Origin of the sequence: Streptomyces minutiscleroticus (assembly GCF_014650875.1) — a bacterium.
In the GTDB taxonomy this organism is placed as follows: Bacteria; Actinomycetota; Actinomycetes; order Streptomycetales; family Streptomycetaceae; genus Streptomyces; species Streptomyces minutiscleroticus.
The window spans coordinates 56,662-74,767 of the sequence record NZ_BMVU01000024.1 but is presented as its reverse complement, the minus strand read 5'-3'; the positions used below and the strand labels follow the sequence as shown (position 1 = coordinate 74,767).

General features: G+C 73.7%; 14 protein-coding genes. 7 read left to right on the top strand and 7 right to left on the bottom strand.

The genetic code is table 11. The features are described from left to right. Positions 1 to 28 precede the first annotated feature (28 nt). The 5 genes from IE271_RS22560 (at position 29) to IE271_RS22540 (ending at position 5,815) form a co-directional block, all read left to right on the top strand. On the top strand, positions 29 to 1,045 hold the full coding sequence (locus tag IE271_RS22560; RefSeq protein ID WP_190192209.1) for a LacI family DNA-binding transcriptional regulator: 1,017 nt from the start codon (positions 29 to 31) through the stop codon (positions 1,043 to 1,045). Positions 1,046 to 1,209: 164 nt separating this feature from the next. Further along, positions 1,210 to 2,307, top strand: coding sequence for an ABC transporter substrate-binding protein (locus IE271_RS22555; protein ID WP_190192208.1), 1,098 nt, complete (start codon positions 1,210 to 1,212; stop codon positions 2,305 to 2,307). Between the two features lies 1 nt (position 2,308). Beyond that, complete coding sequence (locus tag IE271_RS22550; protein ID WP_190192207.1) at positions 2,309 to 3,832, top strand: sugar ABC transporter ATP-binding protein; 1,524 nt, start codon at positions 2,309 to 2,311, stop codon at positions 3,830 to 3,832. Beyond that, complete coding sequence (locus IE271_RS22545) at positions 3,825 to 4,787, top strand: ABC transporter permease (RefSeq protein WP_190192206.1); 963 nt, start codon at positions 3,825 to 3,827, stop codon at positions 4,785 to 4,787. Before IE271_RS22550 ends, IE271_RS22545 begins: the two co-directional genes overlap by 8 nt. Further along, complete coding sequence (locus tag IE271_RS22540) at positions 4,784 to 5,815, top strand: ABC transporter permease (protein ID WP_190192205.1); 1,032 nt, start codon at positions 4,784 to 4,786, stop codon at positions 5,813 to 5,815. The genes IE271_RS22545 and IE271_RS22540 overlap by 4 nt, the downstream gene beginning before the upstream one ends. 77 nt (positions 5,816 to 5,892) lie before the next feature. Here the strand turns inward: IE271_RS22540 and glgC are convergent, their stop codons facing one another. The 3 genes from glgC to IE271_RS22525 form a co-directional block, all read right to left on the bottom strand. Then, entirely contained in the window at positions 5,893 to 7,116 is a 1,224-nt protein-coding gene (gene glgC, locus IE271_RS22535; protein WP_190192204.1) for a glucose-1-phosphate adenylyltransferase, read from the bottom strand. Between the two features lie 82 nt (positions 7,117 to 7,198). After that, positions 7,199 to 8,371, bottom strand: coding sequence for a glycogen synthase (gene glgA, locus IE271_RS22530; RefSeq protein ID WP_190192259.1), 1,173 nt, complete (start codon positions 8,369 to 8,371; stop codon positions 7,199 to 7,201). 161 nt (positions 8,372 to 8,532) lie between these two features. Beyond that, entirely contained in the window at positions 8,533 to 9,255 is a 723-nt protein-coding gene (locus IE271_RS22525) for a (2Fe-2S)-binding protein (protein ID WP_190192203.1), read from the bottom strand. Positions 9,256 to 9,495: 240 nt separating this feature from the next. Between IE271_RS22525 and IE271_RS22520 the strand changes: the two genes are divergently transcribed. After that, entirely contained in the window at positions 9,496 to 10,794 is a 1,299-nt protein-coding gene (locus tag IE271_RS22520) for a DMT family transporter (protein WP_190192202.1), read from the top strand. Here the strand turns inward: IE271_RS22520 and IE271_RS22515 are convergent. Further along, on the bottom strand, positions 10,784 to 12,079 hold the full coding sequence (locus tag IE271_RS22515; RefSeq protein WP_190192201.1) for a transglycosylase family protein: 1,296 nt from the start codon (positions 12,077 to 12,079) through the stop codon (positions 10,784 to 10,786). The genes IE271_RS22520 and IE271_RS22515 overlap by 11 nt on opposite strands. A gap of 365 nt (positions 12,080 to 12,444) precedes the next feature. Here IE271_RS22515 and gnd point away from each other — a divergent pair, with 365 nt between their 5' ends. Next, positions 12,445 to 13,884 carry an NADP-dependent phosphogluconate dehydrogenase gene (gnd, locus tag IE271_RS22510; protein ID WP_190192200.1) on the top strand — a complete coding sequence of 480 codons (1,440 nt, stop codon included), beginning with the start codon at positions 12,445 to 12,447 and terminating at the stop codon, positions 13,882 to 13,884. Positions 13,885 to 14,560: 676 nt separating this feature from the next. Here the strand turns inward: gnd and IE271_RS22505 are convergent. From IE271_RS22505 to IE271_RS22495, 3 genes are all read right to left on the bottom strand, one after another. Next, a complete protein-coding gene (locus tag IE271_RS22505; RefSeq protein ID WP_190192199.1) occupies positions 14,561 to 14,908 on the bottom strand; it encodes a GNAT family N-acetyltransferase in 348 nt (115 codons plus the stop codon). Positions 14,909 to 15,258: 350 nt separating this feature from the next. Further along, a complete protein-coding gene (locus IE271_RS22500; protein ID WP_190192198.1) occupies positions 15,259 to 16,596 on the bottom strand; it encodes a mannose-binding protein in 1,338 nt (445 codons plus the stop codon). Between the two features lie 193 nt (positions 16,597 to 16,789). Continuing rightward, the gene (locus IE271_RS22495) at positions 16,790 to 18,097 is read right to left on the bottom strand and encodes a ricin-type beta-trefoil lectin domain protein (protein WP_229919492.1); all 1,308 of its coding nucleotides are present in this window, start codon (positions 18,095 to 18,097) and stop codon (positions 16,790 to 16,792) included. Between the last annotated feature and the right edge of the window lie 9 nt (positions 18,098 to 18,106).

The following is an 18,106-nucleotide window of genomic DNA, read 5'->3' as shown; positions in this document are numbered from 1 at the left end:
GGGGCGCACTTCGAGCTGAGGAGATCCCTTGCGGGTGAGTCTCAAGGACGTCGCGGAGCGGGCCGGCGTCTCGATCAAGACCGTGTCGAACGTCGTGAACAACTATCCGCACGTCACCCCCGCCATGCGCGCCCGGGTCCAGGAGGCCATCGACGAGCTGGGCTACCGGCCGAACCTGACCGCACGCCATCTGCGCAAGGGGCGCACCGGCATCATCGCGCTCGCCGTGCCCGAACTGGGCAACCCGTACTTCGCCGAGCTGGCCGGGGCGGTCATCGACGCCGCCGCGGAGCACGACTTCACGGTCCTGCTCGACCACACGCGCGGCGAGCGGGAGCAGGAGGTGCTGGTCAGCCAGGGGTTCCGGGCCCGGGTGATCGACGGGCTGATCCTCAGCCCGCTGGAGCTGGAGGCGCAGGACCTGCGCGCCCGCGCCGGTGACGTGCCGCTGGTGCTGCTCGGCGAGCGCGAGTACGACCTGCCCTACGACCACATCGCCATCGACAACGTGGCGGCCTCCCGGCTCGCGGTGCGCCATCTGCTCGGCCGGGGCCGCAGCCGGATCGCCTTCCTCGGGGCGCGCACCGACTCGGCCGGGAACCGGCCCGCCCACCTGCGGCTCGTCGGCTGGCGCGAGGAGCTGACGGCGGCCGGCGTGCCCGCGCCGGACAGCCTGGTGGTGCCGGTCGGCGGCTGGGACCGCGACGACGGCGCCGAGGCCATGGCCCGGCTGCTGGACTCCGGCGTCCGTCCCGACGCGGTGTTCGCGTACAACGACCTGATCGCGATCGGCGCGATGCGGGTGCTGCACGAGCGCGGGCTGCGGGTGCCGTGGGACGTGGCGGTGGTCGGTTTCGACGACATCGCGGAGGGCCGCTTCGGGGCCGTCACGCTCACCACGGTCTCGCCGGACAAGCAGGCCATCGCGCGGATGGCGGTGGAGTCGCTGCTGCGCAGCCTGAACGGCGCGGACGAGCCCGCGGGCCGCGAGCTGGCCGCCGCGTTCCACCTCGTGGAGCGGGAGAGCACCCTGGGACGGCGCTGAGGGGGCCGGGCGGAGGACGGCCGGGATTTCGGACGGAAGTATTTACAGGCGTCTTGCAACGATGTAAAAACCTTCCCCGAACGACGTGCACGACGAGTTGTCCTACCTTCCGTACGTCCCCGTGAGCGCTCTCAGCGCCGGGGCAGCGCCGTCTTGGGGGCTCCATGAAGCCGACCGCACTCCTCCGCCGTACCTCCGCCAGAACCCTGATCACCGCCGGCCTCGTCACGAGCCTCGCCCTCGTCTCCGGATGCGCCAAGTCCGAGGACGACACCGGCAAGGACAAGAGCGGCACCCAGCGGGGCGACTCCGGCCAGGTCGTCGCCTCGCCCTCGGCCGGCTCCGGCGAGACCTGCGACATCGCCGCCTTCGGCGGCGAGAGGACCGACCTGAAGAACGCCACCGTCGGCTTCTCCCAGTCGGAGAAGGAGGCCAACCCCTTCCGCATCGCGGAGACCGAGTCCATCAAGGCCGAGGCCGACAAGCGCGGGGTCAAGCTGCTGACGGCCAACGCGCAGTCGCAGTTCTCCAAGCAGATCAGCGACGTGCAGGACCTCATCGCCAAGGGTGCCGACCTGCTGGTCGTCGCCCCGCTCAACTCCGACGGCTGGGAGCCGGTGCTCCAGGCCGCCTCCGCCAAGCACATCCCGATCATCACGGTCGACCGCAAGATCAACGCCACCGCCTGCAAGGACTACGTCAGCTTCATCGGCTCGGACTTCGTCGAGCAGGGCAAGCGCGCCGCCGACCAGATGATCGAGGCCACCGGCGGCAAGGGCGAGGTCGCCATCCTGCTCGGCACCGCCGGCAACAACGTCACCACCGAGCGCACCAAGGGCTTCGAGGACCGGATCGAGGAGAAGGCCCCCGGGCTGAAGGTCGTCTTCAAGCAGACGGGCGAGTTCTCCCGCGAGAAGGGCCAGTCCGTCACCGAGAACCTCATCCAGTCCAACCCCGGCATCGCCGGCATCTACGCCGAGAACGACGAGATGGGCCTCGGCGCGGTCAACGCCCTCAAGGGCGCGGGCAAGAAGGCCGGCGACATCAAGATCGTGACGGTCGACGGCACCCGCAACGCCGTCCAGGGCATCGTCGACGGCTGGATCAGCGGCGTCGTCGAGTCCAACCCTCGCTTCGGACCCCTGGCCTTCCAGACCCTCGACACCTTCACCAAGGGCGGGAAGGTCGCGCAGGACATCGTGATCCAGGACAGCGCGTACACCGAGGACAACGCCGAGGCCGACCTCGGCAAGGCGTACTGACGTGCTGTCCGTCAGCGGCCTGACCAAGACCTTCCCCGGCGTGCGGGCGCTGTCCGGTGTGGACTTCACCGCCCGCGCCGGGGAGGTGCACGCACTGATCGGCGAGAACGGCGCCGGCAAGTCGACCCTCATCAAGGTCCTCACCGGCGTCCACCGGCCCGACGAGGGCGAGGTGACCTACGACGGCTCCCCCGTCCGCTTCGCCACCCCGCTCCAGGCCCAGCACGCGGGTATCTCCACCATCTACCAGGAGGTCAACCTCGTCCCCCTGATGAGCGTGGCCCGCAATCTGTTCCTGGGCCGCGAGCCGCGCGGCCCGCTGGGGCTGATCGACTTCCGGCGGATGCACCGCGAGGCCGACGCCGCCCTGCGCGAGCTGGGCGTCCGCGTCGACGTGCGGCGCCCGCTGCGCGAACTCGGCGTCGGCGTCCAGCAGATGGTGGCCCTGGCCCGCGCGGTCTCGGTGGACGCCAGGGTCGTCATCATGGACGAGCCCACCTCCTCGCTCGAACCCCGCGAGGTGCGCACCCTCTTCCGCGTCATCCGGATGCTGCGCGAGCGCGGCATCGCGGTGATCTACGTCAGCCACCGGCTCGACGAGCTGTACGAGATCTGCGACGCGGTGACCGTGCTGCGCGACGGCAGGGTGGTGCACACCGGCCGGATGGCCGAGCTGGAGCGGCTGCGGCTGGTCGCCCTGATGCTGGGCCGCGAGATCGGCGAGGTGCAGGGCGAGGGCCTGACCAAGTTCAGCGGCGGCCACGACGCCGAGGCCGAGCCCGTCCTGCGGGCCGAGGAGCTGACGGTCCGTCACGAGCTGCACGGCGTCTCGCTCTCCGTACGGCCCGGCGAGGTCGTGGGCCTCGGCGGGCTGCTCGGCTCCGGCCGCTCGGAGACCGCCAAGGCCATCGCGGGGGCGCTGCCGACCGACTCGGGCCGGGTGCTGGTGGCCGGCGTGCCGGTCCGCCCCGGGTCCACGCCCGCGGCGATCCGCGCCGGCATCAGCCTGCTGCCCGAGGACCGCAAGGCGGAGGGCATCGTGCCCGGCCTGTCGGTCCGCGAGAACATCGCGCTCGCCGCGCTGCCCGGCCTGTCCCGCTTCGGCCTCGTCGACGAGGGGCGCATCGACCGGATCGTCGACACCTTCATGAAGCGCCTGCGCATCAAGGCGGCCGGACCGCACCAGAAGGTCGGCGAGCTCTCCGGCGGCAACCAGCAGAAGGTGCTGCTCGCCCGCTGGCTGGCCATGCAGCCCAAGGTGCTGCTCCTGGACGAGCCGACCCGCGGCATCGACGTCGGCGCCAAGGCCGAGGTGCAGAAGCTCATCGACGAACTCGCCGACGACGGCCTCGGCGTCCTGCTGATCTCCTCCGACACCGAGGAGCTGATCGAGGGCAGCGACCGCGTGGTCGTCCTCAAGGACGGCGTGGTCGTCGAGGAGCTGACCGGCGACGCCGTCACCGAGGACCGACTGATGCGCGCGATCGCGACCGCCCCCGCCGGCACCGGAGACCCCGATGACTGAACTGACCCTCGGCCGGGTGACCGCCGACCGCGACCGGCTGCTGCGCCTGCTCCAGCAGTACGGCGTCTACGCCGGCGTCGTCGTCCTGCTCCTGGCCAACACCGTCTTCACCCCGCACTTCCTGTCCGCGGAGAACTTCCGCACCCAGGCCGTCCAGGTCGCCCCGGTCCTCATCGTGGCGCTCGGCATGGCCCTGGCCATCGGCAGCGAGGGCGTCGACCTCTCGGTCGGCTCGGTGATGGCCCTGTCCACCTCCCTGATCTCGCTCTACCTCGGCTACGGGCCGTGGATCGCCGCGCTCGCCGCGGTGATCGGCGGCATCGTCGTCGGGTGCGCGAACGGCGCGCTGATCGCCTTCGTCGGCGTCCAGCCCATCGTCGCCACCCTGGCCCTCATGGTCGCCGGGCGCGGACTGGCCCTCGTGCTGCTCCCCCAGCTCAAGGACGTCCGCGACCCGGGCATGGCCGCCCTTGGCTCCGGCGACGTGCTGGGCGTCCCGTACCTGGTGCTCATCGCGGCGGCGCTGGCGCTGGTCGTGGCGTTCGTGGTGCGCCGCACCACCTTCGGCCGGCAGCTGCTCGCCATCGGCGACAGCCGGCCCGCCGCCCGCCTCGCCGGACTGCCGGTGCGCCGGGTGCTGATCATCGTGTACGTCTGCTCCGGCGCGCTCGCCGCGATCGCCGGCGTGCTGGCCACCGCGCGCCTGACGGCCAGCGACCCGACCTCGCTCGGCACGCTCATGGAGCTGTCCGCGATCACCGCGGTGGTCGTCGGCGGCACCCCGCTCAGCGGCGGCAGGGTCCGCATCGGCGGCACGGTCGCCGGCGCGGTGCTGATCCAGCTGCTCACCACCACGCTCATCAAGCACGACCTGCCGCCGTCGTGGACCCAGATCGCCCAGGCCGTGGTGATCGTCCTCGCCGTCTACGCGGCACGGGAACGGGGGAAGAGATGACGACGGACGTGCAGGACACGGGGAAGGCGGCGCCCTCGGTGAACCCGCCCGACGAGGAGCCGCCGGGCGCGAGCCGCTCCGAGCGCCTGAGCACCCTGGCCCAGCAGCACGGCGCCCTGGTCACCCTCGTGGTGGCGATGGTGGCGGCCTCGCTGAGCTTCGACACGTTCCTGACCGGGGACAACCTGGAGAACATGGCGGTGTCCTCGGCGTTCCTCGCCGTGGTCGCGCTCGGCATGACCTTCGTCATCATCACCGGCGGCATCGACCTGTCCGTGGGCTCGCTGTTCGCGCTCGGCGGGGTGCTCGCCGCCTGGGGCTCGCGGTACGGCACGGCGGTGGCGCTGCTCCTGCCGCTCGCCGTGTGCGGACTGATCGGCCTGGTCAACGGGGTGCTCATCGCCCGCTCCCGGCTCGCGCCGTTCATCGTCACGCTCGCCGCGATGCTCGGCGCCCGCGGCCTGATGCTGGCGGTCACCGACGAGGGCTCGCAGACCTACCTCGTCGACAAGGACACCTTCTTCGCCACGCTCGGGCAGGGCAGGCTGCTCGGGATCGGGGTGCCCGTCTGGATCACCGTCGCCCTGTTCGTGCTCGGCGCCGTCGTACTGCGGCGCACCCGCTTCGGGCAGTACGTGTACGCGGTGGGCGGCAACGAGGACGCGGCGGCGCTGATGGGCGCCCCCGTGGCCCGTACGAAGATCGCCGTCTACACGCTGTCCGGGCTGTGCGCGGGCCTGGCCGGGGCGCTCAACGCGGCCTGGCTGGTGTCCGGCGTGACCATCCTCGGCTCCGGCATGGAGCTGGAGGCGATCTCCGCGGTGGTCATCGGCGGCACCCTGCTGACCGGCGGCTCCGGCTTCATCAGCGGCTCGCTGGTCGGTGTGCTGCTGCTGAAGGTGATCCAGAACGTCATCAACCAGATCGGCTCGCTCGACTCGGCGTACCAGCAGGTCGTCAGCGGCGCCTTCCTGGCGGTGGTGGTGATCGCGCAGACGTGGCTGGGGCGGCGCAGACGGGTGCTGTGACCCGTCGCGTCAGGTCGCACACGACGTTGTGCTCCGGACGGGCCGGTGGACACCACCGGCCCGTCCGGCCGTTCCGGTCAGCCCGGGACCCGCTGGCCCTTCCCCAGGGCGATCACACCGTTCTCGGAGACGGTGTACAGCTCGGCGTCGCGTTCGGGGTTGACGCCGATGGTCGCGCCGGGCGGCACCTCCACGTTCTTGTCGAGGATCGCCCCGCGCACCACGGCGCCCCGGCCCACGTGGACGTTGTCGTGCAGGACCGACCCCTGCACGACGGCGTCCGGGTCCACGACGACGCCCGGGGACAGCACCGACCGGGTCACCTGCCCCCGGATCAGGCAGCCCGGGCTGATGATGGACTCGCTCGCGTTGCCCCCGGCGTTGAAGCGGGCCGGCGAGAGCTGGCCGGAGTGCGTGTAGATGGGCCACTGCCGGTTGTAGAGGTTGAAGGCGGGCCGCTCGGCGATCAGGTCCATGTGCGCGTCGTAGTACGCGTCCAGGGTGCCGACGTCGCGCCAGTAGCCCTGGTCGCGGCTGGTCTCGCCCGGCACGTGGTTCTCGCTGAAGTCGTACACCTGGGCATCGCCCCGCTCGGTGAGCATGGGCAGGATCGAACCGCCCATGTCGTGCACGGAGTCCTCGTCCTCGGCGTCCCGGTGCAGCGCCTCCACCAGCGCCTTGGTGGTGAAGACGTAGTTGCCCATCGAGGCGAACACGCAGTCCGGGGCGTCCGGCAGGCCGGGAGGGTCGGCGGGCTTCTCCAGGAAGCCCTCCACGCTCCGCCCGTCGCGGCCGGGGGTGATCACACCGAACGCCGAGGACTCCGCGCGCGGCACCCGTATCCCCGCGACGGTCACGCCCGCCCCGCCCTCGATGTGCTGGGCGATCATCTGCCGCGGGTCCATGCGGTAGACGTGGTCGGCGCCGAACACCGCGATGTAGTCGGGCTGTTCGTCGTGGACCAGGTTCAGCGACTGCAGGATCGCGTCGGCGCTGCCCAGGTACCAGCGCGGGCCGAGGCGCTGCTGCGCCGGGACGGGCGTGACGTAGTTGCCGAGCAGGCTCGACATCCGCCACGTCGTCGTCACGTGCCGGTCCAGGGAGTGCGACTTGTACTGCGTGAGCACGCAGATGCGCAGGATGTCGGCGTTGACGAGGTTGGAGAGCACGAAGTCCACCAGGCGGTACGTGCCGCCGAAGGTGACCGCCGGCTTGGCCCGGTCCGCGGTCAGCGGCATCAGCCGCTTCCCCTCGCCGCCCGCCAGCACGATTCCCAGCACCGAAGGTCCACCGCGCCGCATACCGTCCGCCCCTTCACGCCCGGTCGAGCCACGCCCTGATTCCGTACCTGTTCCCCGCCTGGGCGGGATACTCCTGCCGCGGTTACTCCTGTTTGAGCAGTTCCTCGTAGAGCAGCACCGTGCGCCGGGCGACCGCGTCCCAGCCGAACTCCCGCACCGCGCGCTCCCGTCCGGCCTCGCCCATGCGGCGGGCGGTGTCCGGGTCGGCGAGCAGCGAGTCCAGGGCGCGCGCGAGCCGCTCCGCGAAGCCGCCCTCGTCCTTCTCCCCCTCCTCCGTCACGGGGACGAGCAGGCCGGTCACACCGTCCTCGACGACCTCGGGGATCCCGCCGACGCGGGAGGCGACCACGGCCGTGCCGCACGCCATCGCCTCCAGGTTGACGATGCCCAGCGGCTCGTAGACCGAGGGGCAGACGAACACCGTGGCGTGCGTGAGCAGCTGGATCACGTCGGGACGCGGCAGCATCTGCGGGATCCAGTGCACGCCCTCGCGCACCCGGTCCAGCTCGCGGTACAGCTCGCGGAACTCCCGGTCGATCTCCGGGGTGTCGGGTGCGCCGGCGCAGAGCACGACCTGGGCGGCCGGGTCGATGTCCCGCACCGCGCGCAGCAGGTGGGGCACGCCCTTCTGCCGGGTGATGCGGCCGACGAACAGCACGATCGGGCGGGCGGGGTCGAGCCCGATCCGCTCCAGGACGTCCGTGCCGCGGTCGGGGCGGTACAGGGCGGTGTCGATGCCGTTGTGGACGACGCGCACCTTCGCCGGGTCCAGGGCGGGGTAGCAGCCGAGGACGTCCTCGCGCATGGCGCCGGAGACGGCGATCACGGCGTCCGCGGCCTCGACCGCGGTGCGCTCGGCCCAGCCGGACAGGGCGTACCCGCCGCCGAGCTGCTCGGCCTTCCAGGGGCGCAGCGGCTCCAGCGAGTGGGCGGTGACGACGTGCGGGACGCCGTACTGGAGCTTGGCCAGGTGGCCGGCGAGGTTGGCGTACCAGGTGTGGGAGTGGACCAGGTCGTGGCCCTCCAGGGCGGCGGCCATGGACAGGTCCACGGAGAAGGTGCGCAGCGCGTCGTTGGCGCCGTCGAGCGCGGACCAGGGCCGGTGCCGCAGCACCCCGTCGGAGCGGCCCTCGCCCCAGCAGTGCACGTCCAGGTCGACCAGCGGACGCAACTCCCGGGCCAGGAACTCCACGTGGACGCCGGCGCCGCCGTACACGTCCGGCGGGTACTCCCGGGTCAGCAGTCCCACTCGCACCCGCAGCTCCCCTGCCTCGACGGTCGGTCCCCACATGGTCACCCAGATGCGGGCCGGGCGGAAGGGCACGATCAACATTGGCCGGGGGAGGGCGGCGGGGACCGGTCGCCCTCCCCCGGCCCGCTGCCCGGCGCCGGGCGGCGGGGTCTTCGGAAGGAGGGTCAGGAGCGGCCGGGCGGGTACGGGAAGCAGCAGTCGCCGCACACACCCCCGCCGGGGACGCGGTAGTAGAGGCAGCAGCTGCGCCGCCGGTACGCCGTGCCGCGCAGGGTGCCCGCGTCGCGCAGACCGGGCCGGGACAGGAGGTCCGCGGCGAGCGCGCGGGCGCGTTCGCCCGCGTCGGGGCGGTCGTGGACGCGCGCCCACTGCCCGAGCAGACGCGCGGTGCTCGCGAGGGCGGAGGCGGCGTTGCCCCGCAGCAGGCCCTCCGCGACGGGGTGCCGGGCGCGCAGGGCCGCGGCCAGCGGGCGCAGATGGCCCACCTCGACGACCTCGTGGAGGGTGGCCGCGTCGCCCGGCAGCGCCCGTACGGCCGTCAGCCACAGGTCGTCGGGGGCGGCGGCGTCCGGGTCCCAGCGCAGCAGCCGCGGGTCGAGGTCGGGGACCCGCCCGTACAGCGCCGCCGCGCCCAGGGCGACCGACCACAGCCGGGCGGCCAGCCCCTGCTGGGCCACCGAGGCGGCGACCCGCGCCTCGGTGACGCCGAGCCGCGCCGCGACCGTCCGCACCCGGCGGTCCAGCGGGTCCGTCCCGGCGGCCCCGGGGACCGGCGGGAGGTACGCCCGGTGCAGTGCGGGCGGGGGCACGTCCGGCGTGCGCCCGGTGCGCAGCGCGAAGAAACCGCCCAGGGCGGACAGGCGGGCGAGTGCGGGGTCCAGCTCCATGGGGACCCAGTACACCAACTCCCCTACGGGAAGCCGTAGGGGAGTCCCGTCCCCGCGTCGCCCGACGCGAGGATGACGGAGCGGGCGCAGTACTCCGTCGGTAGTAGGACGCAATGCCTGCTCAGGTACGACGACGTGGACGTCCGCGCACGGCATGGTGAGGTGTATGGAAGCCGACCGTTCATCACGCCGGGCGCCCCGTACGCCCGGGCGCGCCCGCCTCCCGCACAGGAGCGCGTCATGAGCGCCCTCGCGCTGTCCGTCCTGCTCTCACTGGTCTCCGCCGTCGCCTACGCGGGCGGCGCGATCGTCCAGGAGCGGATCGCGGACGCGGCCGGCGGCGACGGCCGGCCGTACGCCCCGCTGTACCGCCCCGCCTGGTGGGCCGCCGTGGCGCTCAACGGGCTCGGCGCGCTGCTGCACGTGGTGGCGCTGGCCTACGGGCCGCTGAGCCTGGTGCAGCCGCTGGGCGCGCTCACCATCGTCTTCGCCCTGCCCATGGCGGCGCTCTGCGTGGGGCGCCGGACGGGGGCGACGGCCTGGCGCGGCGCGCTGATGGCGACGACGGGACTGGCCGGTCTGCTCTCCCTGGTCGGAGCCGCGGACACGCGGTCGCTGAGCGATCCGCAGCTGCTGCTCCTCGCGGTGGTCACCGGTGCCGCCGTGGTGGCGCTGATGACGGCGGCGCGCGCGGCGCACCGGCACCCGGCCGTGCGCGGCATTCTCCTCGCGGTCGCCTCGGGCGTCGCCTTCGGCATCTCCTCGGTGTTCACGAAGACGGTGACGGTGGACTTCACGCGCGGCGCCCCGCTCGCCGAACTGCCGGGCCTGGCCGCGATCGCGGTCCTCGCCACGGCGGGCATGCTGCTGTCGCAGGCCTCCTACCGGGGCGCCGGCCTCACGGCGCCGCTGGCCACGCTGACGGTCGTGAACCCGGTGGTGGCCGCCGCGGTCGGCCTCACCCTGTTCGGGGAGACCTTCCGGTACGGCACGGCGGGCACCGTGCTCGCGCTCGGCAGCGCGGTCGTCGCCGCGGGCGGCCTGATCCTGCTGACGACGGAGCGGCTGGGCGGCCCGCGGACGCCGGCCGCGGCAGCGGACCCGGCGGATGGCCGGAAGACGCTGCTCCCGGCCGCGGCCGCCGGCCTGCCGGCCACCTTCGCGCGGGCACCGCGGACGGACGCGCCCGGCCTGCCCGGCTTCCCCGGCCGGACGACCGGTCTCCCGGACGTGCCCGGGCAGCCGGCCGCGCGCTCCGGTCCCCCGGACGGTCCCGCGGACCTGCTGGTGTTCCAGGAGGCGTCGGCTGCCTCCCCGCTGTTCGTCCCGGCGCCCGGCGGCGCCGCGCACGACGGCCTCCGACCCTCGCCGGCCGGAAGTGCCTCCGTCCCGCCCGGGCGGGACGGAGGAGGGCCGGAGGACGCGGCGGACGAGCCCGACGTGACGCGCTGGGCCCCGCTGTACGGCGCCCTCTACGGCGCGCCCTGCGCCCCGGTCCTGCCGGTGCCGGTCCCGCCGCGTCCGCGCGTCACATCCTGATGCCGCCCGCGCGCAGGTAGGCGATCGGGTCGATGTCGCTGCCGAAGCCGGGTCCCGTGCGCACCTCGAAGTGCAGGTGCGGGCCCGAGCTGTTCCCCGTGGACCCGGAGCGGCCGATGCGCTGCCCGGCGCCGACGCTCTGCCCGGCCTTCACGGAGATCGCCGAGAGGTGGGCGTACTGGGTGTAGCGGCCGTCGCCGTGCTTGACGACCACCTGGTAGCCGAAGGAGCCGCCCCATCCCGCGGTGACGACCCGGCCCGCCGCGACGGACTTCACCGACGTGCCGGTGGGCACGGGGAAGTCGACGCCCGTGTGGTAGCCCTTCGACCAGGACGAACCCGTGGCGTGGTAGCGCGTGCCCAGGGGGGCGCCGCTCACCGGGGCGGAGAGGGCGTGCGCGGCGGAGTGGGCCTCGGTCTTCTTCTCGGTCTTCTTCTCGGTCTTCTTCTCGGTCTTCTTCTGGGTCTTCTGCGGCGCCTTCTTCCCGGTCTTCCGCTCGGTCCTCTGCTCCGTCTTGCGGGCCTTCTCGGCCTTGCCGGCCTTCTCCTTCGCCCCGGCGGACTTCCCGTCCGCCTTGCCCGCCGCCTTCGTGCGCAGGTCCAGGCGCTGGCCCGGCAGTATGAGGTCCGGATCCGAGCCGAGCGTCTCGCGGTTCATGTCGTACAGGCCCCGCCAGCCGCCCCGGACGCGGTGCGCGTCGGCGATGCTGGAGAGCGTGTCGCCGCGGACGACCGTGTACGTCTCGGCGGTGCCCGCGCGCGACTGCGGGGTGGACACGGGCGTCACCTCGCGGACGGTGCGCTTCTTCGCCGTCCCCTCGCCCCCGCGCTCCCCGTCCTGCCCCACCGGGCGCGACCGCTCGGTCTGGGCCGAGGCGCCCGCGGTGCTGATGTCCGGGGCGGCGCCGCCGCGGGACAGGCCCGCGCGCTGGGAGCACACCGGCCAGGCGCCGGGTCCCTGCCCGTCGAGCACCTTCTCCGCTATGGCGATCTGCTGGTCCCGGGTGGCCAGGTCCGCGCGCGGGGCGTAGGCCGTTCCGCCGTACGCCTCCCAGGTGGACCGGCTGAACTGGAGGCCGCCGTAGTAGCCGTTCCCCGTGTCGATGTCCCAGTCGCCGGAGGACTCGCAGGCGGCGACCTCGTTCCAGGTGCCCACGTCGGCGGCGTCGGCGACGCCGGTCCCGATGAGCGGGAGCGCCATTCCGGCGCCGCCCGCCGTGACGGTGAGCGAGGCGCGGTTGATCCTGTTCGGCTGGTACCGGCGGTGCCGGCCGCGTACGGCCATGGAGTAGCCCCCTCGACATGCGTCAGGAGCGGCAAAAGTAAACGCAGAGAACTGGCCATGACAAGAGGGCTATCGGCCGCGCGAGGGGCTCAGGAGGCCGAGAGCGCATTCCGGTTGCCCTCGGTCCGTGTCGTGTCCACCGAAGTTCGCGGGGGCCGCCGCGCAGGGGGCGGCCGACGCGCCGCGTGCGCCGTGCGGGACGCGATCCGCGGGCGGACTGAGGCAGGTGGGGCCCCGGCCGCGTATGCATCGGTGGCACGGCAGGGCGCGCGGGCCCCCGCCTCACCCGGACGGGGACGGGGCGGCGCGATACTGGCGGGCACGAGGGGCAGTACCGATTCCGGAACCTTTTGGGAGCCAACGGCATGAGCAACTCAGCGCAGATCGGTGTCACGGGCCTGGCGGTCATGGGACGCAACCTCGCCCGGAACTTCGCCCGCAACGGCTACACCGTCGCGTTGCACAACCGGACGGCGTCGCGCACGCACGAACTGGTGGAGCAGTTCGGCGACGAGGGCGACTTCATCGCGACCGAGACGGCCAAGGAGTTCGTGGCCGCCCTGGAGCGGCCGCGGCGGCTGATGGTGATGGTCAAGGCGGGCGAGCCGACGGACGCGGTGATCCAGGAGTTCGCTCCGCTCCTGGAGCCCGGCGACATGATCATCGACGGTGGCAACGCGCACTTCGCGGACACCCGGCGACGCGAGCGCGAACTGCGCGAGCAGGGCATCCACTTCGTGGGCACGGGCATCTCCGGCGGCGAGGAGGGCGCGCTGCACGGACCGAGCATCATGCCGGGCGGCTCGCAGGAGTCGTACGGGTCGCTGGGCCCGATGCTGGAGAAGATCTCGGCGAAGGCCGAGGACGGCGCGCCCTGCGTGACGCACGTCGGCCCCGACGGCGCCGGACACTTCGTGAAGATGGTCCACAACGGCATCGAGTACGCGGACATGCAGCTGATCGGCGAGGCGTACCAGCTGCTGCGCGACGTGGCGGGCTACTCCCCCGCGCGGATCGCGGAGATCTTCCGCACCTGGAACACCGGCCGGCTCGACTCCTACCTCATCGAGATCACCGCCGAGGTCCTGGCGCACGTGGACGAGGCGACGGGCGAGCCGTTCGTGGACGTGGTGCAGGACCGGGCCGAGCAGAAGGGCACGGGCCGCTGGACCGTGCAGATCGCGCTGGACCTGGGCGTGCCGGTGTCCGGCATCGCGGAGGCGGTGTTCGCGCGGTCCCTGTCCGGCCACGCCGGGCTGCGGGAGGCCTCGCGCGGCCTGGCGGGGCCCCGGGCGACGCCGCTGGGCGAGTCGGAGGCCGCGGCCTTCGCCGACCGGGTGGAGCAGGCGCTGTACGCGTCGAAGATCGTGTCGTACACGCAGGGCTTCCACGAGATCGCCGCGGGCGGCGAGGAGTACGGCTGGGACATCGACCTCGGCGCCGTCGCCTCGATCTGGCGGGGCGGCTGCATCATCCGGGCGGCGTTCCTGGACCGCATCCGCGCCGCCTACGACGCCCGGCCCGACCTGCCCAGCCTGCTGTCCGACGAGACCTTCGCGCAGGAGATCGCCGCCGCGCAGGACGACTGGCGCGCGGTCCTGGCGGCCGCCGTCCACCAGGGCGTGCCGACCCCGGGCTTCGCCGCGGCACTCGCCTACTACGACGCCCTGCGCGCCGAGCGGCTGCCCGCGGCCCTCACCCAGGCCCAGCGGGACTACTTCGGCGCGCACACCTACCGCCGGACGGACCGCGAGGGGTCGTTCCACACGCTGTGGGGCGGCGACCGCTCCCAGGTGGAGGCCTGAGCGACGGCGGAGCCGCCCGCGTACGCGGCCTTGCGCACACGGGCCTCCGTGCGCGGATCTCGTACGCGGGTCCCATGCATGAATCTCGTGCATGGGCCTCGTAAGCGGGCCTCGTAAGCGGGCCTCGTGCGTGGGCCGGCCCTGTGCGCGGGTCCCACGCATGCGCCCCGTGCGCGGAAGGACCGGTGGCCCGGTGCGGAAGGACCGGTGGCCCGGTGCGGGACGTGTCCGCGCCGGGCCACCGGTCCTCTGCTCCGGGGCGTCCGCACGCCTTCCTCCGTGCGGCGCCCGCGTGCCGTCCGCGCGGCCGGTCTCCGCTCAGGTCAGCGGGCCCGGCTGCGGCACCGGGTCGGGCGACGGGTCGGGGAGCGGCGACGGGGTCGGGTCCGGACTCGGCGCCGGGTCGGGTCCCGGGCCGGGCACCGGCGGCGTGGGGGTCGGCGGGACCGGGTCGGGCCCCGGACCCGGCGGGGTCGGGTTCGGCGGGACCGGGTCGGGGCCGGGCCCCGGCGTGGGTCCCGGCGGCACGGGATCGGGATACGGGTGCGTCATGGTGTCCTCCAGCCATTCGGTACGTCGGCTCTGGACTTTTCCCCCGCCTACCCTCGCGCCGCGCGGGCACTCACCCCGTCGCGGGACGGGACGACGGCCAGGTGGCCGTTCCGGTTGCGGCGGGTCAGAACCGGCCCGGGTGCTCCGCCAGCCACTTCTTCGCGGCGTCGATCAGCTCGGGCGCGGCGGCCGGGGCGTCCTCCGGATGCCGCTCGGCCCACTTCTTGACGTACGGGCAGAGCGGCGCGACCGCGACGTCCTCGCGCTCGGCGACGGCGTACAGCTCCTGGGCGAGCGAGCTGCCGATGCCCTGGCCCTCGTGGGCGGGTTCGACGACGGTGTGCACGGGCACGAGCGCGCGCTGGGGGTCGTCGAGCACGAAGTACTCGATACGGCCCACCACTTCGCCGTCGCCGGTGTACGCCTCCAGACGTCCCTGCTCCCGTTCGTCGCGGATCGAGAATGAGGTCATGGTCTGTTCTCCTCGCGGTGAGGCCCAGGCTCTGACGGCCTGTGGGCTGCGCTCGGTGCCGGGGTCCGGCACCGGCTCGGACGGTCCGCGCCGAGCACCGCGACCGGACCGTCCCGGGCCGTGCGCACGTCCCGGGACCGCGGCTGCCGCGCCTCGGCGTCGGCCGTCCGAGCGTAACCGATGATGATCATCTGGTCCTCGGCGCCCGCACGCCGTGCGCGGCGGACGGTGCCTTCGCGGCCGTCGTCGCCGGGGGGCGGCCCGGCCGGGAGAGGAACCCGCGCCGTGCGGCACCGGCTCCTCTCCCCGGGGTCCCCCCGGAACGCACCGTCATGCGTCGGCGGACCGGCTCAGGTGGACCAGATCACCGTGTTCCCGTCCATGATGACCACCTTGCCGTCCGAACGCAGGACCAGCTTCGCGCCGCTGTGGCCGTCGGTCCGGGACGCCCAGACGGGCTGGTTGGGGTTGTAGACCACGAGGTTGCCGTCCTCCTGGAAGACGGCCCTGTGGTTCTGGCCGAACATCATGGACGCCCAGATGGCCTTGCCGTTCTCGTTGTAGACGACCAGGTTGCCGTCCTGCTGCATGACCATCCGGATCCGGTTGGTGGTCCAGGCCTGGCCGACCTCCAGCGTGCTGGGCGCCGAGACGGTCTCGGTCGTCCACTCCCGCTTCGGGGTCTCCTTCGCCTTCTTCGGCTCGGCCTGCACCTTCTTCGCCTCGGCCTTCGGCGAGGCCGACGACGCGGGCGGGCTGCTGGGTTCGAGCGTCGGCGAGGGCTCGACCGGCGGAGCCTTGACCTTCTTCGCCTTCTTCTCCGGGCTCTCCGAGGGCTCGGGCTTCTCGGTGGCGTAGGTCTCCGGGGTGCTGCTCGCGGCGCCCCCGTCCAGCAGGGTGCCGGCGTCCTGGCCGGCCAGCTCGGTGGTGCTCCGCCCGGCCTCGTCGTCCTTGTCCCCGCCGACCAGCAGCAGCGGCACGGCCACCAGGAGGGCGCCCGCGATCGCGGCCGCCGCAAGGACCGGCTTCTTGGGACGCCCGGTGCTCGTGGCGGTGCCGGGGGCCGGCGGCATCGTGCCGCTGTCGGCCGCGGCCGCGGCGATCGCCACCACCGTGGCGTCCCTCTCGGTCTCCGCCTTGCTCTCGGCCTCCGCCTTGCTCTCGGCTTCGGCCTTGGTTCCGGCCTCCGCCTTGGTCCCGGCTTCGGCCCGGGCCCCGTCGGCGGCGGTCGGGTCGGTCGCCGTGTCGGACGAGCGGGCGGGACCGGCGGCCCCGACGGGTCCGTCCGGCTGCTTCGCCATGCGCGTGGTGGGGGCCTCGCTCGCGGCCGGCCCGTTCCCGGTCGTCTCGACCGTGGCCACCTCGACCGTGGCCGGCTCGCCCGCGATCGCCTTGCCCTTGGCCGCCTTGCCCGCGGCCTTCTTGGCGGTACCGGTCGTGCCGGCCTTCGTGACGGGGTCGGTCCCCGTTCCGGCCGAGGGCGTCCCGGACGCGGCCTCGTCCGCACCGCGCTTCGGGCCCGCGGGTATCTCCGGGCCGTCGGCCGTCGCCGACCGCGTCGCCGGGCTCAGCGTGCCGTCGGGCGGTTCGGAGGAGACGACCGGCAGCGGCACGGCCACCCGCACGCGCGGCGCGGCGTCGCCGGTCGAGGGGTCGGCCCCTTTGGGGGCGGGGTGTTGGGAAACCATCCAGTCACTTCTCCTCGGTAACAGGGCATCGGGAGCCGTCGGCCCCGTGGGGGCGGATGCGACGGTCACGACGAGATGTGGCGTAAGGGACACCGGTGGCACTGGTGACACCGGTGGCACGGGAGCGGACACTCTAGCCCGCGTGATCCCGGTCGTGCTCGTACCGGCGGGTGCGCTCGCGTCTGCCGCACGGTCAGCTCCGGTACCACTTCTGGTGGGCGGAGCCGGCGCAGGACCACAGCTGGACCGGGGTCCCGTCGGCGGTGCCGGCGTCGAGGACGTCCACGCACTTGTCGGCGATCCCGGCGATCAGGTCCCCGGCGCCGTTCAGGTGGAACTGCTGGGCCGGGTTGCCGCTGCACCAGGCGACCTGGATCACCGTGCCGTCCTCCTTGGAGGCCCAGGCCACGTCCATGCACAGGCCCTTGGAGCGGATGGTGCCGTCCGACCGGAAGTCCCAGTGCTGTTCGGCGGAGCCGTTGCAGGTCCGCAGCGTCAACTGGGTGCCGTCGGTGCCCCGCCCGGCGCTCAGGCACTTCCCCGAGGCCTTGCTCACCAGGGCGTCGCCCGCGACGGTCACGGGGGCCCCGGCCGGCTTGCCGCCCGCGGCGGGCTCGTCCTTCTTCCCGTCCGACCCGGTGGGGGTCCGCGTCTTCTCCCCGGCCGCCCCCGCCGCGCCCCCGTCGTTCCCCTTCTCGTCCTTCTCCTCCTTTTCATCGCCCTTCCCGTCCTTGTCCGGGGAGGCGGACTCGGCCGACGGGGAGGAGGAGGGGGAGGGCGAGGGCGAGGAGGATCCGGCGGCGTACTGTCCGGGCGGTTCGGACGCCCCGGCCCCCAGGACCGTTCCGTCCGTGGGGCCGACCGCCGCCGCCGGGGCGGACCGGTCCCGGTCGGGCCCCAGGAGCAGGAACGGTACGGAGACCAGCACCACCCCGGCGACCGCCGCGGCGGCCAGGACCGACTTCTTCGGGCGCCCGGACGCCGTCTGAGCCGCCGTGCCGGCCGACTGCTCACCGGACCGGACCGCCGCGACCGGGACCGACACCGGCTCCCGGGCCGGTGCCGCGGCAGCCGCGGCGGCCGGGACGTCCGCGCCGGGGTCCGTATCGGGGTCCAGGGCGGGGTCTACGTCGGCGTCCGCGCCGGGGTCCGGGGTGGGAGCGGGAGCAGGGGCAAGAGCTGGGGCGGGAGCGGATTCCGGGCCGGTCCGCGAGGTCCCGACCGCGGTCTCCGGCCCTCGTGTGCCGGTGCCACTGTCCATGCCGGTGCCGGTGCCACTGTCCATGCCGGTGCCGGTGCCACTGTCCGCACCTGTGCCACCGGTGGTGCCGGTGCGGCCTTCGGTCGCCGCCGCCGCGCGCGCGACGGCCGGGGCCAGTTCCGCCGTCGGAGCGGCCACCGGCTCGGGCAGCGCGAACGCCTGACGCACCTTCGGCACCCCGGTGTCCGCGGCGGCCGGGGACGCGCCGGCCGGTTCCGCGCCGTCGTTCTGGGGGGACATCTGTCCTGC